The following is a 21,059-nucleotide window of genomic DNA, read 5'->3' as shown; positions in this document are numbered from 1 at the left end:
CCTTCGCCAGCAGAAAAAATCTTACCAACGATAATGAGCAAATGCACGGTTGGCTTCCGCCATTTTGTGTGTATCTTCGCGTTTTTTCACAGAAGCGCCAGTGTTGTTAGCAGCATCCATGATTTCTTTCGCTAAGCGTTCTTCCATTGTATGTTCGCCGCGTAAACGAGCGAAGTTAACAACCCAACGCAAACCTAAAGTAGTACGACGTTCTGGACGTACTTCAACGGGCACTTGATAGTTAGAACCCCCAACACGGCGAGCTTTAACTTCTAGTACAGGCATGATATTTTCCATTGCTTGTTCGAAAACTTCCAATGGATCATTCCCTGTTGATTCTTTGATAGTGTTAAAAGCGTTGTATACGATATTTGAAGCAGTTCCGCGTTTTCCATCAACCATTACACGGTTGATTAAACGAGTTACTAGCTTAGAGTTATACATAGGATCTGGCAAAACGTCGCGTTTTGCGATAGTTCCTTTACGAGTCATACGTAACTCCTCCTTCCGAAAATATGTCTTTATCTATTCGTTTGATTAAGCTTTAGGTTTTTTAGTACCGTATTTAGAACGGCTTTGTTTACGATCGTTAACACCGGCAGTATCTAGTGCACCACGAACGATGTGGTAACGTACCCCTGGTAAGTCTTTTACACGACCACCACGTAATAGAACAACACTGTGTTCTTGTAGGTTATGGCCGATACCTGGAATATAAGCTGTTACTTCGATCAAGTTTGACAAACGAACACGAGCATATTTACGCAATGCTGAGTTGGGTTTCTTAGGTGTCATAGTCCCCACACGTGTACAAACTCCACGTTTTTGTGGTGAGTTCACGTTTGTTTGAGCTTTTTTAAAGCTATTATATCCTTTGTTCAATGCTGGTGAATTTGATTTTTCCACCTTTGATTTACGAGGTTTACGTACTAATTGATTAATTGTAGGCATTCCTTGTTTCCTCCTTCCTCGATCCGCTTTCTAGTACCACACATCCTGGTGGTTCTTTTTCAGCGATAAAAAATAATGCATCCCTGCATTCTCTATCAAGCGTACCTTGACACAGTCAGCACGTCTCTATTGAGAGACCTGTTCACAAAGCACCTTTGATAGCATACCATGATTGATTTTCGCTGTCAACAAACTATCTAGAGTTTTTTTACTTTGGATCAGCGTTTAGATTTTATAATTAGAATAAAAAAATTTATTTAGATTAAGCAGTTTCTCTTGATGATTTATATATCAGCAAATAAAGCGGATTCACTTTTTTGGTCTTTTTTACTTAAAAGGCTATCTTTTTTCTTTTTTTGCGATTACAATAAACGTAACTTAGCAAAAGGTGGGATTTTTCAATGAATTTGAAAGAGTTAGTTGGGATCGAAGCAGCAAAATTTGTCAAAGATGGAATGATTGTTGGATTAGGCACAGGATCAACTGCTTATTACTTAGTAAAAGAATTGGGTCGCCGTGTCAATGAAGAAGGGTTGAAGATCACAGGTGTTGTTACTTCTATTAAAACAGAAGAACAAGCAAAAGAATTAGGTATTCCCCTAAAAGCTATCGATGAGGTAGCGTCTGTTGATCTCACAATTGATGGCGCAGATGAAATTAGTGAGGACTTCCAAGGAATCAAAGGCGGCGGTGCTGCCCTGCTTTTTGAAAAAGTCGTAGCAACTTATTCAAAAGAATGTATCTGGATCGTTGATGAAAGCAAGATGGTTAATAAGCTCGGAAAATTCCCTTTACCAGTCGAGGTTGTTCCCTTCGGCAGCCACAACGTATTTCGATTATTTGAAGCAAAAGGATATCATCCTTCTTGGCGATTGAACGATGCAGGAGAACTTCTAACTACCGATGGCGGTCATTACATCATTGATCTACATCTAGACATAATAGAAGACCCTCACGCGCTTGCAGCAGAGTTAGACACTTGCGTTGGTGTCGTTGAACACGGGCTATTTATTGATATGATCTCACGTGTTATTGTTGGTACTCCTGAGGGACCAAAAATTCTTGAGGTTCCAGCAAAATAATTTTCTAAATTCCTGGCAAAGCTTGTGATTTGATAAAAAACACACTCAATTTAATGGAAATCGCGACCGAAACATTGTACAATGAATCAGGAATTGAAAATTTCAGAAATTTCAAAAGGAGAGAATGTTATGCCAAAATTAGTTTTTTCTCGTCACGGCTTGAGTGAATGGAACAAATTGAATCAATTTACAGGCTGGGCAGACGTTGATTTGGCTCCAGAAGGTGTCGAAGAAGCAAAAGAAGGCGGCCGCAAAATTAAAGAAGCAGGAATTGAATTTGATATTGCTTTTACATCAGTTTTAACTCGTGCGATCAAAACTTGCGACTACATCTTAGAATACTCTGACCAACTTTGGGTACCAACTGTTAAATCTTGGCGCTTAAACGAACGTCATTATGGTAAATTACAAGGATTGAACAAAAAAGAAACCGCTGAAAAATACGGTGACGAACAAGTTCACATCTGGCGCCGTTCATACGACGTATTACCTCCATTGATGGAAGCAACTGACGAAGGTTCAGCAGCTCAAGATCGTCGTTACGCAATGTTAGACCCTCGCGATATTCCTGGAGGCGAAAACTTAAAAGTTACTTTGGAACGTGCATTACCTTTCTGGCAAGACGAAATCGCTCCTGCTTTGAAAGATGGAAAAACTGTTTTAGTGGCTGCACATGGTAACTCACTACGCGCATTGGCTAAACACATTGAAGGTATTTCTGACGAAGACATCATGGACTTAGAAATCCCAACAGGTCAACCTCTTGTTTATGACTTGAATGATGACTTAACTGTCGCTAAAAAATACTACCTATAAAATTTCTCTCGACTCATTTTTAATGGGTCGGGATTTTTTTATACTTCGTTGCATTATATCTGGCACATTGGTCTTTTTGTGCTAAAATAAATAAGTACTTTCTTTGCGGTCGTGGCGGAATTGGCAGACGCGCTAGCTTCAGGCGCTAGTGGTAGCAATACCGTGGAAGTTCGAGTCTTCTCGGCCGCATAATACAAGCTGTAAAAAGAGCAAGACAGAAGTTTTCTGTCTTGCTCTTTTTAATCATGATTCAAGAAACTTGCCACTTTTGTAGCAATCAAGTCAATGGCGACGTGATTCTCGCCACCTTCAGGCACAATGATGTCTGCATAGCGTTTCGTTGGTTCGATAAATTGATGGTACATTGGTTTTACTACTGTTAAATATTGATCAATTACCGATTCCAATGTCCGGCCTCGTTCGTTCATATCCCGTTTAATACGGCGGATAATCCGAATATCATCATCTGTATCTACATAAATTTTAATATCCATTAGATCACGCAGCCGTTCATCTTCTAGGATTAAGATACCCTCTAGAATGATGACTTCTTTTGGCTCTTGCAAATAAACTTCATCACTGCGTGTATGTTTTACGTAATCATAGATCGGTACTTCTACCGATTGATATTTCGTTAATTCCTTTAAATGCTCGATCAATAAATCTGTGTCAAACGCAAACGGATGATCGTAATTCGTTTTTAAACGTTCCTCAAAGCTGATACCACTTTGGTCCTTATAGTAAGAATCGTGTTCCAACATCATAATTGAATGATTGGGAAACCGATTGTAGATTGCGCGGCTGACGCTAGTTTTCCCACTACCTGAACCGCCCGTTACGCCAATAATGATCGGCTTGTTTTCCATGCAACTAAAACCTCTTTCGTTTTTCATTAGTCCTATTATAGCGAATCATCGTTAAATTGCTATCAAAAACTTAAAATTCTTCTAAAATTTGATAGAGGTCGGTTAATTCTTTTATCTGAAATGTTGGTCTTATTTCTTGGGCTTCTTTTTCCTGAGGATTCATCCAAATCGTATCGATGCCGGCAACCTGTCCACCCTTAATATCCGAGGTTAAAGAATCTCCCACAATCACTGTTTTTTCTTTTTCTATATAAGGAATTTCAGCAAAAACGATATCAAAGAATTCTTTCATTGGTTTGTGGACACCCATTTCTTCAGAAATAAAAAATTTCTTGAAATACGGAGCTAAACCTGATTTTGTCAAGCGTTCATGTTGTGTCGCAGAAACCCCGTTAGTGACCACATAAAGATCTTTTTTCTGACTTAAATTCTCTACAACTTCTAGGCTATGAGAAATTAATTGATGTCCTTGATTCAAATAATGACGATAGCGTGCCTCCGTCTTCGGTCCATCAACCTCTCTTTCATATTGTTCAAAGAACAAGCGAAAACGATTATCTAATAAATCTTGACGAGAAAGCAAGCCTGCTTCATGGTCTCGCCAAAAGCCTTGATTCATTTTCTTATACTGATTTTTTACCTCTAAAGACGGCTCTACACCCATGTCTTGAAATAACCAGCTTAAGGCTTGTTCCTCTGCGGCTTTAAAATCTAATAAGGTGTCATCAATATCAAATAAAATTGTTTCGTATCCCATTTCTATACCTTCTATCTAAAATATGTTTTTAATTGTTGAAGCTCTGTAATCGTTAGAGATCGATACTTCCCCTCTGCTAAATCTTCTGGTAATACTAGCGGTCCCATAGAAACTCGCGTTAATGCAATAACTTTTTTCCCGCATGCTAGAAACATTTTTTTCACTTGATGAAACTTGCCTTCTTTGATCGTTAATAGCACCTCAGAATGCCTAGACGTTGAACTTACAATACTTAATCTCGCAGGTTGACAGCGAACGCCTCCATGAAAAACGATCCCCGCTTTGAACGCCTCCACGTCCTCCATTGTTACCGCCTCATTGACAATCACTCGATAGGTCTTGGTAACTTTGGATTCCGGCTGCAAAAGGTCGTAACCCAACTGTCCATTGTCTGTTAAAAGCAACAATCCAGTCGTATCACGATCTAATCGCCCTACCGGATAGAGAGCTTCCGGACGTTCTGACTCTTTTACTAATTCTGTTGCCGTTTGAAACTTCGTATCTTTTTTTGCTGTTACGACACCTGAAGGCTTATTCAATAAATAGTATACGTGGTTCGTCTGCAGTTTTTGCCCATCGACTTGAATTTTATGAAGCTTGCTATCCACATTTCTCTGTGGGTTCATTTCCACTTTGTTGTCTATTAAAACTTTTTTCATGAGAAATAAACGTTTCATTTCTTTTCGAGTCGTTTTTAGGTTTTCTTCGATGATCTTATCTAGCCGCATGCTGATACTCCTTTAAATCTATCGGACTCATTATACCGAATTTTAAAAAAAGTCAAAACCCTAGAACTCCTCTTCCTATTATTTCTACTTCATACAGTGCTTTTTTTACGTTCATTAGCTAACCGTTGAAAAAATTAATTCCTTAATCAAACCCTTTACTTAAAGCAATTTCAGGAAAAATTCCACACTCTTCTAATAGGTGCAAGTAGTTTATACTTGCATTTTGATTAGATGAGCCCTAGAATTTAATTATACGAGTCAGAGATTCGTATGATTAAGTGAATCGACACTCCGGTGTCAAAGGTTTCTCATACACAGCGTTATGACCTGGTAGAGAAAGTTGAACTTAGACTTTTTTTGGACAGTTGTGTATACGACTGTCTTTTTGCGTTTTTTTCGCAAAGCCATTGTGCTGAGAATAACCCATCACTTAAATAAAATCTGTCTGCTTAACCACAGACAGTCACATTTTAAGGAGGAATTTGGTTATGGCAGTATCATTGAAAGTAGAAGAAAGAGCAACTCGTCCCCGTTCCATTCGCAACCAGCTACGTCACGAAGGAAAAGTCCCTGCAGTCGTTAATGGGTATAAAGTAGAAAGTACCCCTATCTCATTCGACGAACGTGAATTTTCTAAATTATTGCGTGAAAATGGTGCAAATACTGTTTTCGCTATCGAAATCGGTGGAAAAAAAGTGAATACCCTATTGCGTGATTCACAGGTGGATACCTTTACCCATCGCTTAACTCATGTAGAATTATTATCTGTAAACTTATCAGAAGAAACAGAAGCCGAAACAGAGATCAACCTAGTTGGTGAATCTGTTGGTGTGAAGGCTGGCGGTGTGTTGACACAAACACTTTATACAGCAACGGTTTCCGCTACACCAGAAAAATTACCAGAAGGTATTGAAGTCGATATCTCTGGATTAGAAATTGGTCAATCACTATCTGTTGGTGATCTACCTAAAAATGATGATTACACAATCGTTACGGATTCAGAAGAACAAATTGTAGCTGTCCAAGAAGCACAAGAACTTCCTGAAGAAGACGAAGCTTCTGAAGGTGCCGAACCAGAAGTTATCGGCGAATCAACAGAAGAATAAACAAACCAACGAGACATATCGAATGACTTTCGATATGTCTTTTTATCTTCCAATACAGGAAATCTGACAAGCCTTGGCTTCTGTAAATTTTTACGTTTTCTTATATACTAAGTACAATGAGTGGTTTTTTTAGCAAAAAAGAATTACAATAAGTCACTACAAAGCTTATTTGTACTTAAAGTAAGTGATTCCAACTAAAGGAGGAAAATCTATGTTTGAAACATTTGATTCTAAAAAAAGTCGTTATGCCTCTGTCGGTGTGGTATCCAGTTTGCCAGGCGAGCTGATTGATAGTATCTGGTATATCATTGACTTAGACTTAAAGGGACTAATCCCATTAGAAAATATTTTGAGTTTTGATTTAATCAATAATGACGGCCACGTTACCATGCACTTCTCTCAAGAAGACAGTAGTGTTGAAATGGGCATTGATTTACCTTTTAGATATTCTAGTGAATTCCCACAAGAAGTATATGCTTACGATGATGGCAACCGCCAAACAATTTTGTTGCCAAATGAAATTCGCCAACGTTAATTCACGAGACATTCCTTTTCTTAAGGGATGTCTTTTTTTCTTAATAATTGAAAATTTATTCTTGCTTTCAGAAAATTTTGTGGTAATATCAATCAGAAAATTTTAATAGAAAGCGGGAAAAGAATGAAAGAATTAACTCATGGAAATCCAGCAAAATTGATTTTATTATTTACACTGCCCTTGTTCGTAGGAAATGTTTTTCAGCAATTTTATAGCATGATAGATATGTTAGTTGTCGGTCAGGTATTAGGTAAAGATGCCTTAGCTGCTGTTGGTGCAACAGGCAGCGTCAGCTTTTTAATTATTGGATTTGCACAAGGTCTAACCTCAGGCCTCTCAATTATTACCGCACAACGATTCGGTGCAAAAGACTTGCAAGGCGTTCGTAAAAGTTTTGCTACTTCCATTGTAATCAGCTTAGTTGTCACTGTCATTTTAACGATTTTAAGTTTAGTCTTTTTACGTCCCTTGTTGTTGTTGATGCAAACACCGCCTGAACTTTTAAATCAAGCGCAAGATTTTATTTCTGTCATTTTAGCTGGGATTTTTGCGGCCATGAGTTTTAATCTTTTGTCAAACATGGTAAGAGCTTTAGGCGATAGTCGAACACCTTTATTTTTCTTAGCCGCTGCTGTTGTAGTTAATGTTGTTTTGGATTTGATTTTCATTATCTATTTCCATATGGGCGTCGCCGGTGCCGGTTATGCAACAGTCATTGCGCAGGTATTTGCTAGCCTTTTATGTGTTTGGTTTATTCGACGCAAAATTCCTTTGCTGCAAATCAGCCGTAAACATTTTTCCTTTGATAAAAAGGAGTTGGCGCTGCATTTACGAGCAGCTCTACCTATGGGCTTCCAATCATCCATTATTGCTATCGGTGCTGTGATTTTACAATCTGCGCTAAATACGTTAGGGACAGATGTGGTTGCTGCTCAGGCGGCGGCTAGTCGGATCGATCAATTCGCGATCCTTCCTATGATGTCCTTTGGTATTACCATGACTACTTTCACGGCACAAAATTTAGGCGCAAAACAATACGGACGTATCCTGCAAGGAGTGAAGTATGGTCTACTAATGAGTGGTGCATTTAGCTTGTTCGCTGGTCTGCTAGTTATTACATGCGGTCGCACATTCATTGCCTTATTTGTTGCTCGCAGCGAAACGCATGTCTTTGATTTAGCGCAAACCTATTTCACAATTAATGGTTCTTTGTATTGGGTGCTAGCAACTTTACTAATTCTGCGTTACACATTGCAAGGCTTGGGGCAAGCAAAAATCCCTACAATCGCCGGAATGATGGAGTTGATTATGCGCTCATTTGCTGCCATTATTTTGACCCACTCCTTTGGCTTTGCTGGCGCCGCTTTCGCTTCTCCGCTAGCTTGGATTGGTTCAACACTTGTCTTGTTGGCCTCTTATTTTAAGGCCATACGCCGATTGAAACAATTGGATAATCAACAAACCCTTGAAGCCGCAGAAATAAGCTTCGAACATTAAAAAGGCAAAAATCCGTTTGGATTTTTGCCTTTTTCTCTTATACTCATTGGTTTGAACAATCGAACAGTCTCTTACTCATTGGCTAACTGATGGTAGATCGTTAACATCTGTTGCGAGAACTCTGATTGAAATTTTCTAGCATTATCAATAATTTGGTTGCATCTAGAAAAATACTCGTGAAAATATACTTGCGAGTCATCTTCTAAAATTCGAGCAATCGCTGATGCATAGCTTGTATTCATCAACGTAATGATCGACTTATCTGATTCACCAAAAATACCAATAAAATCCAAGCCACATTCAACAAAATACAATTCTACATCAATCAATGCCCGTTGGTTTTGACAGCTCTTACGAAACTTTCGCAGTAGCTCCTTTGCCTCGGATAAAGAACGATCAATTTTTCGATGTGGAAAAAAAGCTTGTTCCAGCTTTTGATTGGTTTCTTTTGCGATCCGTAGTCCATATCCATCCCCTAGAAAACGTGAATCCACAATCTGCTGAGCAACCTCCGATTGTTTGTATAGCTGACAAATCAGTTCTCTTAACTGTTCATCATTCGCCTCGCCTAGTTTTTCCCGCAATCCCGAAATCGTCATTTCCATCTTGCAACCCTCACCTCCACTCTTTTTTAATCTTAATTTAACGCATTTCAAATAAAAAGAAAAGGACTTTTGGCATCTATTTGAGCCAAAAGTCCTTAGTCTAATTAAACTTTTTGAGTGAATGGGGTAACGCTAGTCAATGAGTAGCTAGGACTTTCTCTCCTTTAGCCAGGTTTTTCTTGTTTCACCAACAATTAGTGGAACCGTCTCATAGGTAACCTCACTATACTCAATACCGAACCAACGCTCTGGGGTAACTGTATGCCGTTTGATCGCCAACCTCGCCTGCATAACCTGACGATCCCATTTATCAATTCGCGTCATGTTTGACAGCTCTTCTTGTATCATCACGAAACGGAAATCTCCAACTTGACGACCTGGAGTTAACGAATAGTGCTGCGGTTGTTTTGGTAAACGCCCTTGCTTCATTAAGTCATGAATAATTTGACGCAAATAAACATTCACATCTTGCGCAATTCGGAAACCTAAATACAATTTTACCTTCACGATAAAATCTGTTCCCATCATATCCACACTATATTCTTCTGTATATGGTTCATCAGTAACTTCCACATTTACAAACCAATAGACTTTGGCACGTTTCAACCGTTTATCCAAAATTGAATAAATAAATTGTTGCGGAATACTATCTTCCTCTAACCGCGGCACCAAAAAGACCACGTTTGTTTGATAATACGGAATCTTCTCATCATCATGAAGCTCCTGAAGTTGCGGCAGATAATCTTTAAATCGAACATCTTGACTTGCGTTTTCTTGAACACGATTGCTGCGGTGCCAGATGTACATCACACTCAAAATCACTAACGCCATCGCAACAGCAACAAATCCGCCGTGGAAGAATTTCGTAACACTCGAGATAAAGAAAAATCCTTCTAGCGTACCAAAAAAGAGCAGCATTAATGTAGCTAAAACACGTGAGGTGCCATTTTGCAATAAGTAATGATAGAGCAAGAAGGTCGTCATAAGCATCGTCACTGTAATTGAAAGTCCGTAGGCTGCTTCCATGTGCGTAGAGGTTCGGAAGGTCAGAACAATCAATGAACAGGCGGCCCATAAAATCAGGTTAATCGCCGGAATATACATCTGTCCGATACTTTTACCGGGATAAATGATGCGCATTCTTGGTAAAAGCTTCAATTTGATCGCTTCAGATACTAATGTAAACGAACCGGAGATCAGTGCCTGAGAAGCGATAATTGCCGCGATTGTCGCAAAAACTACACCAAAAATCATCCAGCCATCCGGTAAAATTTGAAAGAATGGATTTAAGTTATCAATGGCTTCAATCGAAGCATCTCCTTTCGCGTGAAGAATCCACGCTGCTTGGCCAGCATAATTCAACATTAAGCAAATCAACACATAGGGCCAGCTAAAATGAATATTTTTCTTCCCCACATGGCCCATATCAGAGTAGAGCGCTTCTGCCCCGGTTGTCGCCAAAAAGATGCTCCCCAAAATAAAGATACCCATTTTATTCTCAGGACTGAATAACAAATGAATGGCATAATAAGGATTCAATGCTTTGATTACACTAAAATCATAGGGAATGTTCATCAGACCCATTAACCCTAAAAAGGAGAACCACAAGAACATAATCGGCCCAAAGGCTTTTCCAACAAAGTCAGTTCCAAATCGTTGAATTAAAAATAAGAATAACAAGATGATTAATGTGATAATTACAATAACGTTTTGATTGTTCCCGAACTTTTGATAGAAATTAGGAATCCCCCGCAATCCCTCGATGGCAGTGGTTACTGTTACAGCCGGTGTTAATACGCCATCGGCTAGTAATGCCGCCCCACCAATCATCGCCGGGATGATTAAATATTTTCCATCTCTGCGCACCAATGTATACAAAGAGAAAATTCCTCCCTCTCCATGGTTGTCTGCACGCAGGGCAATTAATACATACTTGACGGTCGTCAGAAGCATGACTGTCCAGAACACTAGCGAAACCGCACCAAGGACAAAATCTTGAGTAACGGTATTTAATCCGCCATTTTCTTCTAAAATAGCTTTCATTACATATAGTGGGCTCGTTCCGATATCTCCATATACAACGCCCATCGCTATCAGCAGACCTGCCGCTGAAAGCTTCTTGATATGGTCTTTCTTCTTCTCCATTTTGCACACTCCTGTTACAGGTTCTCATTGAATCGGTGGTGATTTTTATTTAAAACGTTTTAGGCAGACAAAGCTTTCGAAAAACGATCCCACTAGCCCTACTGAAGTAAGAAGTGAAACTCGCTGCTATTTCGTAGTGCGAAGTTCATTGCTCCGAAACCATGAATCTCGCTACGCATACCATCCTTCTAATCGCACGAAAACGCGAAGAAGAACTTGCAAAAAAAGACCTAAACAACAGCTTTCACTATTGTTTAGGTCTTGCAAATTACCTCTTAGACCAGTGCTATGCACTAGTTGTTGATCTAAAAGCATAGAACGTTTCTCTATGTCGCTACTCCCCTAAAACTTATCCGTATTATCCAGTTTCCAGAGAGAATTGTCAAAGAATAACCTCAAAATAGAAACTATTTTTCTTCTTTTTTGCTTTCTTCTTCCTTCAGCAAGGCTTTACGAGAAGCATTTACACGTCCTTGACGGTCGATTTCAGTGACTTTAACGAGTACTTCGTCCCCTAGTTTCACAACATCTTCCACTTTATTAACGCGTTCGTTAGCAAGTTGAGAAATATGAACCAGCGCGTCTTTGCCCTTAATCAAGTTTACGAAAGCACCAAATTTTTCGATACGAACTACTTTACCTAGATAAACTTCGCCGACTTTTACTTCTTTTGTTAGTTCTTCAATGATCTTGATAGCTTTCTTAATCATCTCAGCATCGGAAGAAGCGATGCTGACATTGCCTTCTTGATCAATATCGATTTTCACGCCAGTTTCTTCGATAATGCCATTAATCGTGTCGCCGCCCTTACCGATAACTGTCTTGATCTTATCTGGGTCGATTTGGATCATTTCAATCTTCGGTGCATAAGGACTTAATTCTTCACGCGGTTCAGCGATCGTATCCGTCAACACTTCTAAAATTTCCATCCGCGCTTTTTTCGCTTGTGTCAACGCTTCTGAAAGAATTTGTTCTGTGATCCCTTGGATTTTAATATCCATTTGCAAAGCAGTGATACCATCTTTTGTTCCAGCAACCTTAAAGTCCATATCGCCAAGATGGTCTTCCAACCCTTGGATATCTGTCAAGATTGTATAGTTTTCTCCATCTGAAACTAATCCCATAGCGATCCCGGCAACAGGCGCTTTGATTGGAACACCCGCATCCATCAATGCTAAAGTGCCCGCACAGATACTTGCCTGTGAAGACGAACCGTTTGACTCCAATACTTCCGCTACTAGACGAATTGTATAAGGGAAATCTTCTTCACTTGGAATAATTTGAGCCAAAGCACGTTCACCCAATGCTCCATGTCCAATTTCACGGCGACCAGGAGATCCTGCTCGTCCTGTTGAACCAACAGAGAATTGTGGGAAATTGTAATGATGAATGAATCGTTTGCTTTCAACTGTTCCTAAACCATCAATAATTTGATGCTCACCCAAAGGCGCCAAGGTACAAGCAGACAATGCTTGTGTTTGTCCCCGAGTGAACAAACCTGATCCGTGAACCCGTGGCAATAAGCTTGTTTCTGCTGCCAATGGACGGATTTCATCTAATTTACGACCATCCGGACGAATCTTGTCAATCGTGATTAATTCGCGCACGACATCTTTTTCAAGATCTTCTGCGATTTGTTTCACTTCTTTTGTGATTTGAACTAAGTCTTCGGTTTCAACATTCGCAAATTTTTCTCCATAGACTTCTTTCACTGTTTCTTTAACTTTTTCGATTTCATCTTCACGAGCCAATTTGTCCATCGTCATTACAGCTGTCTTCATTGTTTCGTAATAGCCGTCAAAAATTTCTTTTTTCAATTCTGGATTGACTTGTAATAAGGACACTTCCATTTTTTCTTTACCGACTGCTGCGACGATTTCAGATTGGAAAGCGACCATTTCTTTAATTGCTTCAAAACCGAACAATAATGCCCCTAACATATCTTCTTCAGAGACTTCTTTTGCACCAGATTCAACCATGTTGATAGCCTGTTTCGTACCGGCAACGGTTAAATCAATATCTGATGCCTCATGTTGTTCCGTCGTAGGGTTTAGCACATACTCGCCATTCACACGTCCCACATCAACTCCTGCGATAGGACCGTCAAACGGAATATCTGAAATAGCTAATGCTAATGAAGAACCAAACATCGCCGCCATTGAAGGGGAGCAATCTTGTTCCACACTCATTACCACGTTTGTCACTTGAACTTCGTTACGGAAGCCATCAGCGAACATCGGACGAATCGGGCGGTCAATCAAACGAGCGGTTAAAGTCGCATCTGTACTTGGACGTCCTTCACGCTTAATGAAGCCTCCAGGAATTTTACCTACCGCATACATCTTTTCTTCATAGTTGATCGTTAATGGGAAAAAGTCGGTATCCTTCGCTTCTTTTGAAGCAACCGCTGCACTTAATACAACTGTGTCTCCATAGCGAACCAATACTGCGCCATTCGCTTGTTTAGCAAGCTGACCAATTTCAACTTGCAGAGGGCGTCCGCCCCAAGTGGTTTTAAAAACTTGTTTTTCTGACATAATTTCTCCTTTTCCCTTTGACCAGTGCGACGCTACTAAACAAATGGAAACAGCGGGTGAAACATGCGTACACTGAAATTGCCAATAAACGGTGTACCAGAAGTAGCTTCTACGGAAATAAGTCCGTCAATCTCGAAAACACGAAAAGCTGTTTTCAGATTGCCTGTCTTATTTCTTGAAGCTGAACACTTCTGTTTCAACCTCTACTTGCATTTGGTTAGTAGAGTGACAACACGCTAATCAAAGGTCTTTTATTTTTTCCGAGAAAGCCTCGGTAATAGATTCACTTAGATATAAACGATCGCCTACTAATATTTTCTACGTTTGCATGATAAACTAGCAGCTAGCTCATTTTTTCTACAAACCAGAAAAATGAACTTATTCTCGCTTCGCATAACATTTCATTAACGTATTGAAAATACGAAGTGAAACTGTCAAAAAAAGTGAGATTCCTAGGAACCTCACTTTCATAGTAGTACGAATTAACGACGTAGTCCTAGACGTTGGATTAATTCACGGTAACGTTGTACTTCATTCTTACGTAAGTAAGCTAGCAAGTTACGACGATGACCAACTTTTTTCATTAGACCGCGATATGAATGGTGGTCTTTTTTGTGGACACGTGCATGCTCATTAAGTTGATTGATTTCTTCCGTTAATACAGCGATTTGTACTTCTGGAGAACCAGTATCTCCTTCATGGCGAGCATATTCATTGATGATTTCGTTTTTACGTTCTTTTGATAATGCCATGGTTTTCACCTCTTCCTTTTTTCTTCCTACGACTGAGTAGAGCGTTGGTGAATCGCCCAACCAAGTGATAGGTGGTGCGCTTTGCACACTCTAACACTTTACTTTATTTACTCTAAAAAATCAAGCTGTACAGCAATTTAAGCAAGTCTTTTACAATCATTACAATTTTTTTAAAGAACGGCTTCTCTAGAAACAGTTTTTTTACCTTACTTACTTTTTGTGTTAAACTAACGTGATGAAATCATGTCTGAGAGGAGACTTTTTAATGATCACAATGGATGATATTATTCGGGAAGGCCATCCAACCTTGCGGGCGGTTGCCAAAGAAGTCCCGATTCCTCCAACCGCTGAAGATGTGGAGCTTGGCAAAGAAATGCTGCAGTTTCTTAAAAACAGTCAAGACCCCGTAAAAGCAGAAGAATTAAATCTACGAGGCGGTGTCGGCTTGGCCGCTCCCCAGTTAGACATCTCAAAACGGATCATTGCTGTTCATGTTCCGAGTGTTGATCCAGAAAAACCTGAGAACGGAATCAGTACAGTGATGTACAATCCGAAAATTTTAAGCCACTCGGTCCAAGAGGCCTGCTTAGGCGAAGGAGAAGGCTGCTTATCGGTTGATCGTGAAGTACCAGGTTATGTTGTTCGTGCTGCACGCATTACTGTTTCTTATTTTGATGCAGAGGGCGAGAAACATAAAGTACGTTTGAAAAACTATAACGCAATTGTTGTACAGCATGAGATTGATCATATTAATGGCGTTATGTTCTACGATCATATCGATGAAAAGAATCCGTTACAACTAAAAGATGGCGTTTTAGTCATCGAATAGAAACACCATTCACTACGAATGGTGTTTTTCTTCATATAGAATCCCTTTTTCCGAAAGCGCCTGTTTGATTTCTGCTAAATCTTCTAACGTTTCATAGGCAATCGTGTGTAAATGAATCCCCGCTGTCAACTCGGATAAGAGGGTTACTTGCAGCTCATTCGCTTCTTTAATAAACGTATCCACGTCTTGCTGCGTTGTAAGATGCAAGCCTCCGACAAGTTCACCATACAAAGGGTGTTCTACGACGACATCAATCACTTCACCGCCATGTTCAACGATCGTTCGCAGTTCTTCCTCTGTCTGCTGTGGCGTATGTTGTACTGCTATCTTACTAATTAGCTTTCCAGATTCACGTTCTAACAGATAACCGCGGGCAGTTGCGATGATATTTTCTCCTGAGGCTCGCAATAATGCGACATCACCAACTACGATCTGACGGCTCACGCCAAATTCTTTTGCAAAGCTGGTGGCACTGATTGGCTTTTCCGTTTGCTGCAGCGCGCGTAATATTTCAGCTTTACGTTTATCCCCATCCATCATGCTATTTCAACCGCCTTTCTTGATAATTCCGTGATTGTTTCATAATATCCTTAAATGTCTCTACAATCGTTTCTCGATAGTTTTCATCCTTTACCAAATTCGCGACATTTTCCAACACTGCTTCTTCTCGATTAGTGTCTAAGACCGCTTTTTTTGTTTGCGCTTTATAAGCAGTCACTTCACTAACTGCCGACATTCGTTTTTCTAATAGACTCACGAGCGCCTGATCAATTTGATCAATTTTTTCACGCGCTTGAGTTAAGGCGTCCTTTTCCTTGTCTTCCTCGATCGTCTTGATAATCCGCGCTGGATTCCCCCCTACCACGACATTGTCTGGGAAGGACTTCGTCACGACTGCACCCGCAGCAACAACAACATTATCACCCAAAGTCACACCTGGAATGATGACAGAAGAGCCGCCGATCCAAACATTGTTCCCAATAGTAATTGGTTTGCCAAGTTCTTGTCCGCTGTTCCGTTTTCCTGGCTCTAACGGATGACTAGCTGTATACAATTGAACATTCGGTCCAAACAGGCAGTTGTCACCAATGGTAATTGGACAAATATCTAAGAAAACATTATGGAAATTACAATAGAAATTCTCTCCAACAAAAATATTGTAGCCATAATCAAAGGAGATCGTCGGCTCGATGTATACACGGTTTTTAGTCCCGCCAAAAGTCGCCTTTACCAGTTCCTCGCGTTTTTTCTTATCCATCTCTTGATTAATTGCATGCAATTTTACTCGTGCATCTTTACGGTCGGCTACTAATTCAGGATCACCCGCAAAATATAATTTGCCTGCGATCATTTTTTCTTTTTCTGTTAACTCCACTCATCTTCCTCCTAGCTTTTATGTCACAATACTCTTCTATTCTCTTAAAAACTGCAGATGGAACAGATACGTATCTACAATTTACTAAAAACTGCTACACCATTTGTTTGCACAAAATTATACTCGCCTGCCAATTGAATCGGTGTCTGGTTTATTACTAAAACATTCGCAGATTGTTGTTTTTCATAAATTAAATCACAAAACGGATGAACTTGAAAGCTTGTTCCTACGATAGCCACAAGCTCAGCATTTCCAACTGCTTGGATTGCCTGCTGAATCACCTTCTCTTCAAATCCTTCACCGTATAAAACAATGTTTGGCCGAATCTGTCCACCGCATACGCGATGCCGATCACTTTGTAAATACTCTTCCCATGGCACGGCTTCTCCGCAATTACGACAATAACAGTCATATAACGAACCATGGAAATTCACTAAATGCCGACTTCCTGCTGCTGCATGCAAACCATCAATATTTTGCGATACGACCCAGATTTTTTTCGTTTTTTCCATTTCCGCCATTGCTAGATGAATACTATTGGGTTGCGCCTCTTCATGGTATAAATGCTTTACAAATTGATAAAATTTTTCTGGCTCATGAACCAAGCACGCATTACTTAAAAGATATTCTGGCACCTCAAGTCCATGATACACCCCTTGCAGCGAACGATAATCAGGGACTCCAGAAGGCGTTGAAACACCTGCTCCTGTTAGAAATGTAATACTTTTGCTTTGTTGAATCATTTCTACAGCTTGATCAACTGTGATTTCCATTTCTATCACCTCAAGAATCAGTATAGTATAAATTCAACACAAAACAAAAAGAGTTCCCCCAATTAAAAATTGGTGGGCTACCCGTCAATAGGACAATGAAATAATGAATGATTTTTAGAACTACTCTTCGCTTCTTGAAGAGTAGTTTTTAACTTTTCTAAGAAACAACTACCGCGCTGCCGCTTGGTTGGTCATGCGTTTCAAACACAAAACAAAGGACGTTTTATGTTTGAAACGCACGAATGATTAGGCTGCTTCGTAATACAGATTGTGATACTCCATCGGTGTCAACACATGTAATTTTCGTTGATAGCGCCCATTGTTGTAATAGTCCATATAATTCGCAATCATCGTGACTAGTTCTGTACGACTCGTAAATTTCTTGCCGTAATATTTTTCTCGTTTGATCATTCCCCAAAACCCTTCCATCGGACCATTATCGATACATTTTCCAACACGAGACATGCTTTGCGTCATTTCAGCTTCAATGACTCTGTTATAAAAATTCTGATGCGTATATTGGAATCCACGATCGCTATGAAAGAGCGGGTGAGCATCAGGTTCTGTTTCGATTGCTTGATCGAAGGTATCAAAGGCAATATTCAGGTCATTGGTATCACTAATGACGTAAGAAACAATCCGACGATCATAGAGGTCTAAAATCGCGCTTAAATAAACCTTGTGGATTTCTGGTCCCTCATAATATTTGAATTCCGTTACATCCGTTAGCCATTTTTGATTCGGCGCTTCGGCAGTAAACTTACGATCTAAAATGTTTTCGGCGGTGTGGTAGGGATGATTCGCTCCTTTTGTAATACTGTTGGCAGAGTGTTTGATGGTCGACTGAATCCCTTCATGTCGGCAGATACGCAACACGCGTTTGTCATTGACATGAATATCGTGTTCTCGAAGCAAGTCATTATTAATCCCGCGATACCCTTTTTCAGGATGTTCATTATGAATGATCCGTATAACTTTCGCCAATTCCATGTTTTCTAGCGTCCGTTCACTATAGGGATGTTCGATCCATCGCAAATAAGCCGAACGAGTGACACTCATGATTTTACACATGGGTAAGATGGCATAGGCTTTTTCTTCGTGAAGTTCTTTGATTGCTTCGTAAGCAACTACTTTTCTGACTTGTCCTAGCGATCCCTTCTTTCTAATTCCTTTACTTTTTTTAACAGGTCGATCTCCATCTGTTGGTATTTTACTTGTTCTTCGAGTTGAGCGATTCTGATTTGCGCGTCTTCCTCTGGGGTGCGACTTTCTTGTTTGGCTTTTCGTTGTCCACGACGATCTTCTAAACCGGCCTTGCCTTTTTTTTCGTAACGCTTTACCCAATTGTAGAGATTGGCATATTTCACTTGGTATTTGACTGCGGTCCCGCTGTAATCATAGTCATTTGCGATACAATACAGGACCATTTCTACACGTTCTTCCAAACTGAATTTTTTTGTTTGTCTCACGTTGCTTCCACCACTTTCTGATTTGAAGTCTCCATGAGTATTATATCTCTTAATCCAGTCTCGAAGTTGAGTTGTACTTCTTAATTCGTATCTTTTAGCTACTCTCAATAGGCTGTCTGAGCCATTCAGATAATCAAGAACGGCTTCAAGTTTTAGTTCCTTTGAATATCCCTTATTCTTTCTTGTGGCAATCAACCCAGCAGGACCTTCGTTTTCATAAATTGCGCACCATCGTTTCAACGTAGTGGAACTAATTCCAGCTTCTTTAGCGGTTCGAGCTGATCCTCGTTCTCCATTCAAATACTGTTTAACAAACTGTACTCGTTTTTCCACAGTAAGTTTCATCTGTCTTTTTCCCATAATAAATACCCCTAACTAGGACTTAATTATTTCTTTGTCCTAGTTAGGGGTAGCATATCAAATTGAGGGAATTCTTTTTTATAGGCTGTTTAGTTGTTCTAAAATTTTTGTCGTCGTCAAGCCAAATTCCTCCTGTAGGAAAGCTGGCGTTCCTACTTGACCGAAACGCTCATCAACACCCATTCGTTTCAATGGTATCGCCAACCCGTTATCGGCTAAAACTTCGGCCACAGCACTACCTAGGCCACCAGTAATCGAATGATTCTCAATCGTGATAACGGCTTTCTTTCCAATGAATCGTTCCAGCAGCAATTCCTTATCTAAAGGCTTGATAGTAAACATATCAATGACTTCGACTGATTCTCCCTTCGCTTCTAAGGCGTTCGCTACTTCTAATGCTTCAGAAACAAGCTGACCTGTGGCAACAATCAAATAGTCTTGTCCTTCTCGCAATACATTGCCTTTACCAAGCTTGAAGGTCGAACCGGGTGCATAGATATTTTTTACGCCTTTACGATTACCGCGAACATAATGTACGCCTTTTAATCTAGCGAATTCCTTGATGATCCAATCCATCTGCACTTCATCGGCGGCGTCGCATATGATGACTTCTGGGATCGAACGCAATAGTGCGACGTCCTCCCATGTGGTATGTGTCCCGCCATTATGTCCCGCAGTAAAGCCTGGATCTGAACCATAAATATTTATCGTGTTGTCTGCGTAAGCACCAGACAGATAGATTTGATCTAACACACGACGCGTCGCAAAAGGACCAAAGGTGTGGATAAATGGTGTGTAGCCAGTCAGACTAAGTCCTGCTGCCACCCCGATCATGTTGGCTTCAGCAATTCCAACATTAATAAAACGTTCTGGTGTACTTTGAGCAAGCTCTGTCCACTTACTTGCGCCGCCCAGGTCCGCATCCAGTGCGATGATTTTCTCATCTACTGACATCGCCGCTTTCAAGGCATCTACTACCGTTGCCCGCAATTCTTTACCAACCTCATGATTATCTGCTAAGGTGAACATATTAGGCACGCCCCTTTCTTAATTCCTCTAGGGCTTGATCTGTAGCTTCTTGAACGGCATCATTATCAAATTTTACTGAATGGTTGGCCGCCATTTCTTCAAAATATTTTATCCCTTGCCCTTTTACGCTATCTAAAACAATACAAACTGCTTGGTCTTCAATTTTTTTACATGCTTCAATCGCTTGATCAATGGCGATTAGATCGTTTCCTTTGGCTTTTTGTACAGCAAAACCAAACGCGCGCATTTTTTCTGTAAGATCAAACGGATTCAATATTTCCTGTGTCGTGCCATCCAATTGCTTCTTATTTTCATCAATGATTACGATGCAGTGATTCAATTTGAAATGGGCGATGTATTGAAAAGCTTCCCAGCATTGCCCCTCATTTAGTTCGCCATCCCCGACAATTAGATAGACATAGCTCTCGCTCTTTTGCAGTTTCAATCCAGTAGCTATCCCTGCCGCTAGAGAGGTTCCTTGTCCTAGTGAACCTGTAGTAGCATCCACACCAGGAGTTTTTCTTCGGTCTGGATGTGAGGGCAACTTGGTTCCTCCCTCATTCAATGTCCATAACCATGCTTCTGGAAAGAAGCCAACTGCCGATAATGCACTATACCAAGCTGGACCCGCATGCCCTTTTGACAATACTAAGCGGTCACGCTTTTCCCACTGAGGATTTTCGGGATCATAAACCATTTGCTTCCCATAAAGCACAGCTAATAGTTCAACAATTGATAGCGAACCCCCGATATGCCCCGCCCCGACTTTTCGAATAGCTTCAATACTATTGATTCGAATTTTTGTCGCCAAATCCTCTAACTCTTTGATTGTCACATTCTTCATTCC

22 protein-coding genes and 1 tRNA gene are annotated in these 21,059 nt (G+C 40.2%); 7 read left to right on the top strand and 16 right to left on the bottom strand.

Annotated elements, in window-relative coordinates:
* Window positions 1-21: 21 nt before the first annotated feature.
* Window positions 22-492: a 30S ribosomal protein S7 gene (gene rpsG / locus IGI50_RS00985; RefSeq protein WP_010747221.1), complete on the bottom strand. Its 471-nt coding sequence runs from the start codon at window positions 490-492 to the stop codon at window positions 22-24.
* A 45-nt stretch (window positions 493-537) separates the two neighbouring features.
* A complete protein-coding gene (gene rpsL, locus IGI50_RS00980) occupies window positions 538-951 on the bottom strand; it encodes a 30S ribosomal protein S12 (RefSeq protein ID WP_010742744.1) in 414 nt (137 codons plus the stop codon).
* Between the two features lie 401 nt (window positions 952-1,352).
* Between rpsL and rpiA the strand changes: the two genes are divergently transcribed.
* The 3 genes from rpiA (at window position 1,353) to IGI50_RS00965 (ending at window position 3,038) form a co-directional block, all read left to right on the top strand.
* The gene (rpiA, locus tag IGI50_RS00975; RefSeq protein ID WP_218256445.1) at window positions 1,353-2,033 is read left to right on the top strand and encodes a ribose-5-phosphate isomerase RpiA; all 681 of its coding nucleotides are present in this window, start codon (window positions 1,353-1,355) and stop codon (window positions 2,031-2,033) included.
* A gap of 129 nt (window positions 2,034-2,162) precedes the next feature.
* Window positions 2,163-2,849 carry a 2,3-diphosphoglycerate-dependent phosphoglycerate mutase gene (gene gpmA / locus IGI50_RS00970; protein ID WP_218256444.1) on the top strand — a complete coding sequence of 229 codons (687 nt, stop codon included), beginning with the start codon at window positions 2,163-2,165 and terminating at the stop codon, window positions 2,847-2,849.
* A 105-nt stretch (window positions 2,850-2,954) separates the two neighbouring features.
* A tRNA-Leu gene (locus tag IGI50_RS00965) sits at window positions 2,955-3,038 on the top strand.
* A 50-nt stretch (window positions 3,039-3,088) separates the two neighbouring features.
* Here the strand turns inward: IGI50_RS00965 and udk are convergent.
* The 3 genes from udk to IGI50_RS00950 all read right to left on the bottom strand — a co-directional run bounded on the left by udk (window position 3,089) and on the right by IGI50_RS00950 (window position 5,200).
* A complete protein-coding gene (gene udk, locus IGI50_RS00960; RefSeq protein ID WP_010747224.1) occupies window positions 3,089-3,715 on the bottom strand; it encodes a uridine kinase in 627 nt (208 codons plus the stop codon).
* Between the two features lie 70 nt (window positions 3,716-3,785).
* Window positions 3,786-4,472: a YjjG family noncanonical pyrimidine nucleotidase gene (locus IGI50_RS00955; protein ID WP_438775793.1), complete on the bottom strand. Its 687-nt coding sequence runs from the start codon at window positions 4,470-4,472 to the stop codon at window positions 3,786-3,788.
* A gap of 11 nt (window positions 4,473-4,483) precedes the next feature.
* Window positions 4,484-5,200 (bottom strand): 16S rRNA pseudouridine(516) synthase, encoded by a 717-nt coding sequence (locus IGI50_RS00950; protein WP_218256441.1) that lies wholly within the window; start codon window positions 5,198-5,200, stop codon window positions 4,484-4,486.
* A gap of 488 nt (window positions 5,201-5,688) precedes the next feature.
* Here IGI50_RS00950 and IGI50_RS00945 point away from each other — a divergent pair, with 488 nt between their 5' ends.
* From IGI50_RS00945 to IGI50_RS00935, 3 genes are all read left to right on the top strand, one after another.
* On the top strand, window positions 5,689-6,306 hold the full coding sequence (locus tag IGI50_RS00945; RefSeq protein ID WP_010747227.1) for a 50S ribosomal protein L25/general stress protein Ctc: 618 nt from the start codon (window positions 5,689-5,691) through the stop codon (window positions 6,304-6,306).
* A gap of 211 nt (window positions 6,307-6,517) precedes the next feature.
* The gene (locus IGI50_RS00940) at window positions 6,518-6,841 is read left to right on the top strand and encodes a DUF960 domain-containing protein (protein WP_010747228.1); all 324 of its coding nucleotides are present in this window, start codon (window positions 6,518-6,520) and stop codon (window positions 6,839-6,841) included.
* Window positions 6,842-6,964: 123 nt separating this feature from the next.
* Window positions 6,965-8,338, top strand: coding sequence for an MATE family efflux transporter (locus tag IGI50_RS00935; RefSeq protein WP_438775790.1), 1,374 nt, complete (start codon window positions 6,965-6,967; stop codon window positions 8,336-8,338).
* A 71-nt stretch (window positions 8,339-8,409) separates the two neighbouring features.
* Here IGI50_RS00935 and IGI50_RS00930 read toward each other — a convergent pair whose 3' ends face one another.
* From IGI50_RS00930 to rpsO, 4 genes are all read right to left on the bottom strand, one after another.
* Window positions 8,410-8,943, bottom strand: a complete 534-nt coding sequence (locus IGI50_RS00930; protein ID WP_218256438.1) for a hypothetical protein — start codon at window positions 8,941-8,943, stop codon at window positions 8,410-8,412.
* Between the two features lie 147 nt (window positions 8,944-9,090).
* Entirely contained in the window at window positions 9,091-11,088 is a 1,998-nt protein-coding gene (locus IGI50_RS00925) for a KUP/HAK/KT family potassium transporter (protein WP_218256437.1), read from the bottom strand.
* 407 nt (window positions 11,089-11,495) lie between these two features.
* Window positions 11,496-13,625, bottom strand: coding sequence for a polyribonucleotide nucleotidyltransferase (gene pnp, locus IGI50_RS00920; RefSeq protein WP_010747232.1), 2,130 nt, complete (start codon window positions 13,623-13,625; stop codon window positions 11,496-11,498).
* A gap of 482 nt (window positions 13,626-14,107) precedes the next feature.
* Window positions 14,108-14,377, bottom strand: a complete 270-nt coding sequence (gene rpsO / locus IGI50_RS00915; protein WP_010747233.1) for a 30S ribosomal protein S15 — start codon at window positions 14,375-14,377, stop codon at window positions 14,108-14,110.
* 265 nt (window positions 14,378-14,642) lie between these two features.
* Here rpsO and def point away from each other — a divergent pair, with 265 nt between their 5' ends.
* The gene (gene def / locus IGI50_RS00910) at window positions 14,643-15,206 is read left to right on the top strand and encodes a peptide deformylase (RefSeq protein ID WP_438775787.1); all 564 of its coding nucleotides are present in this window, start codon (window positions 14,643-14,645) and stop codon (window positions 15,204-15,206) included.
* Between the two features lie 12 nt (window positions 15,207-15,218).
* On the opposite strand, the gene IGI50_RS00905 is transcribed toward def, so the two are convergent.
* From IGI50_RS00905 to IGI50_RS00875, 7 genes are all read right to left on the bottom strand, one after another.
* The gene (locus IGI50_RS00905) at window positions 15,219-15,746 is read right to left on the bottom strand and encodes a transcription repressor NadR (protein ID WP_438775786.1); all 528 of its coding nucleotides are present in this window, start codon (window positions 15,744-15,746) and stop codon (window positions 15,219-15,221) included.
* 1 nt (window position 15,747) lies between these two features.
* On the bottom strand, window positions 15,748-16,581 hold the full coding sequence (locus IGI50_RS00900; protein ID WP_438775785.1) for a chorismate mutase: 834 nt from the start codon (window positions 16,579-16,581) through the stop codon (window positions 15,748-15,750).
* A 74-nt stretch (window positions 16,582-16,655) separates the two neighbouring features.
* The gene (locus tag IGI50_RS00895) at window positions 16,656-17,354 is read right to left on the bottom strand and encodes an NAD-dependent protein deacylase (RefSeq protein ID WP_438775783.1); all 699 of its coding nucleotides are present in this window, start codon (window positions 17,352-17,354) and stop codon (window positions 16,656-16,658) included.
* A gap of 246 nt (window positions 17,355-17,600) precedes the next feature.
* A complete protein-coding gene (locus tag IGI50_RS00890) occupies window positions 17,601-18,521 on the bottom strand; it encodes an IS3 family transposase (protein ID WP_438777557.1) in 921 nt (306 codons plus the stop codon).
* Window positions 18,500-19,183 (bottom strand): helix-turn-helix domain-containing protein, encoded by a 684-nt coding sequence (locus IGI50_RS00885; RefSeq protein ID WP_010745472.1) that lies wholly within the window; start codon window positions 19,181-19,183, stop codon window positions 18,500-18,502. The genes IGI50_RS00890 and IGI50_RS00885 overlap by 22 nt, the downstream gene beginning before the upstream one ends.
* 78 nt (window positions 19,184-19,261) lie before the next feature.
* Window positions 19,262-20,212 (bottom strand): transketolase family protein, encoded by a 951-nt coding sequence (locus IGI50_RS00880; protein ID WP_438775782.1) that lies wholly within the window; start codon window positions 20,210-20,212, stop codon window positions 19,262-19,264.
* Between the two features lies 1 nt (window position 20,213).
* Window positions 20,214-21,056, bottom strand: coding sequence for a transketolase (locus IGI50_RS00875; RefSeq protein WP_438775781.1), 843 nt, complete (start codon window positions 21,054-21,056; stop codon window positions 20,214-20,216).
* Between the last annotated feature and the right edge of the window lie 3 nt (window positions 21,057-21,059).

It is taken from the genome of Enterococcus sp. DIV0170, from assembly GCF_051710765.1.
In the GTDB taxonomy this organism is placed as follows: Bacteria; Bacillota; Bacilli; order Lactobacillales; family Enterococcaceae; genus Enterococcus_A; species Enterococcus_A raffinosus.
Note: the sequence above shows the minus strand (reverse complement) of the source record. Positions and strands in the feature narration are given on the sequence as shown.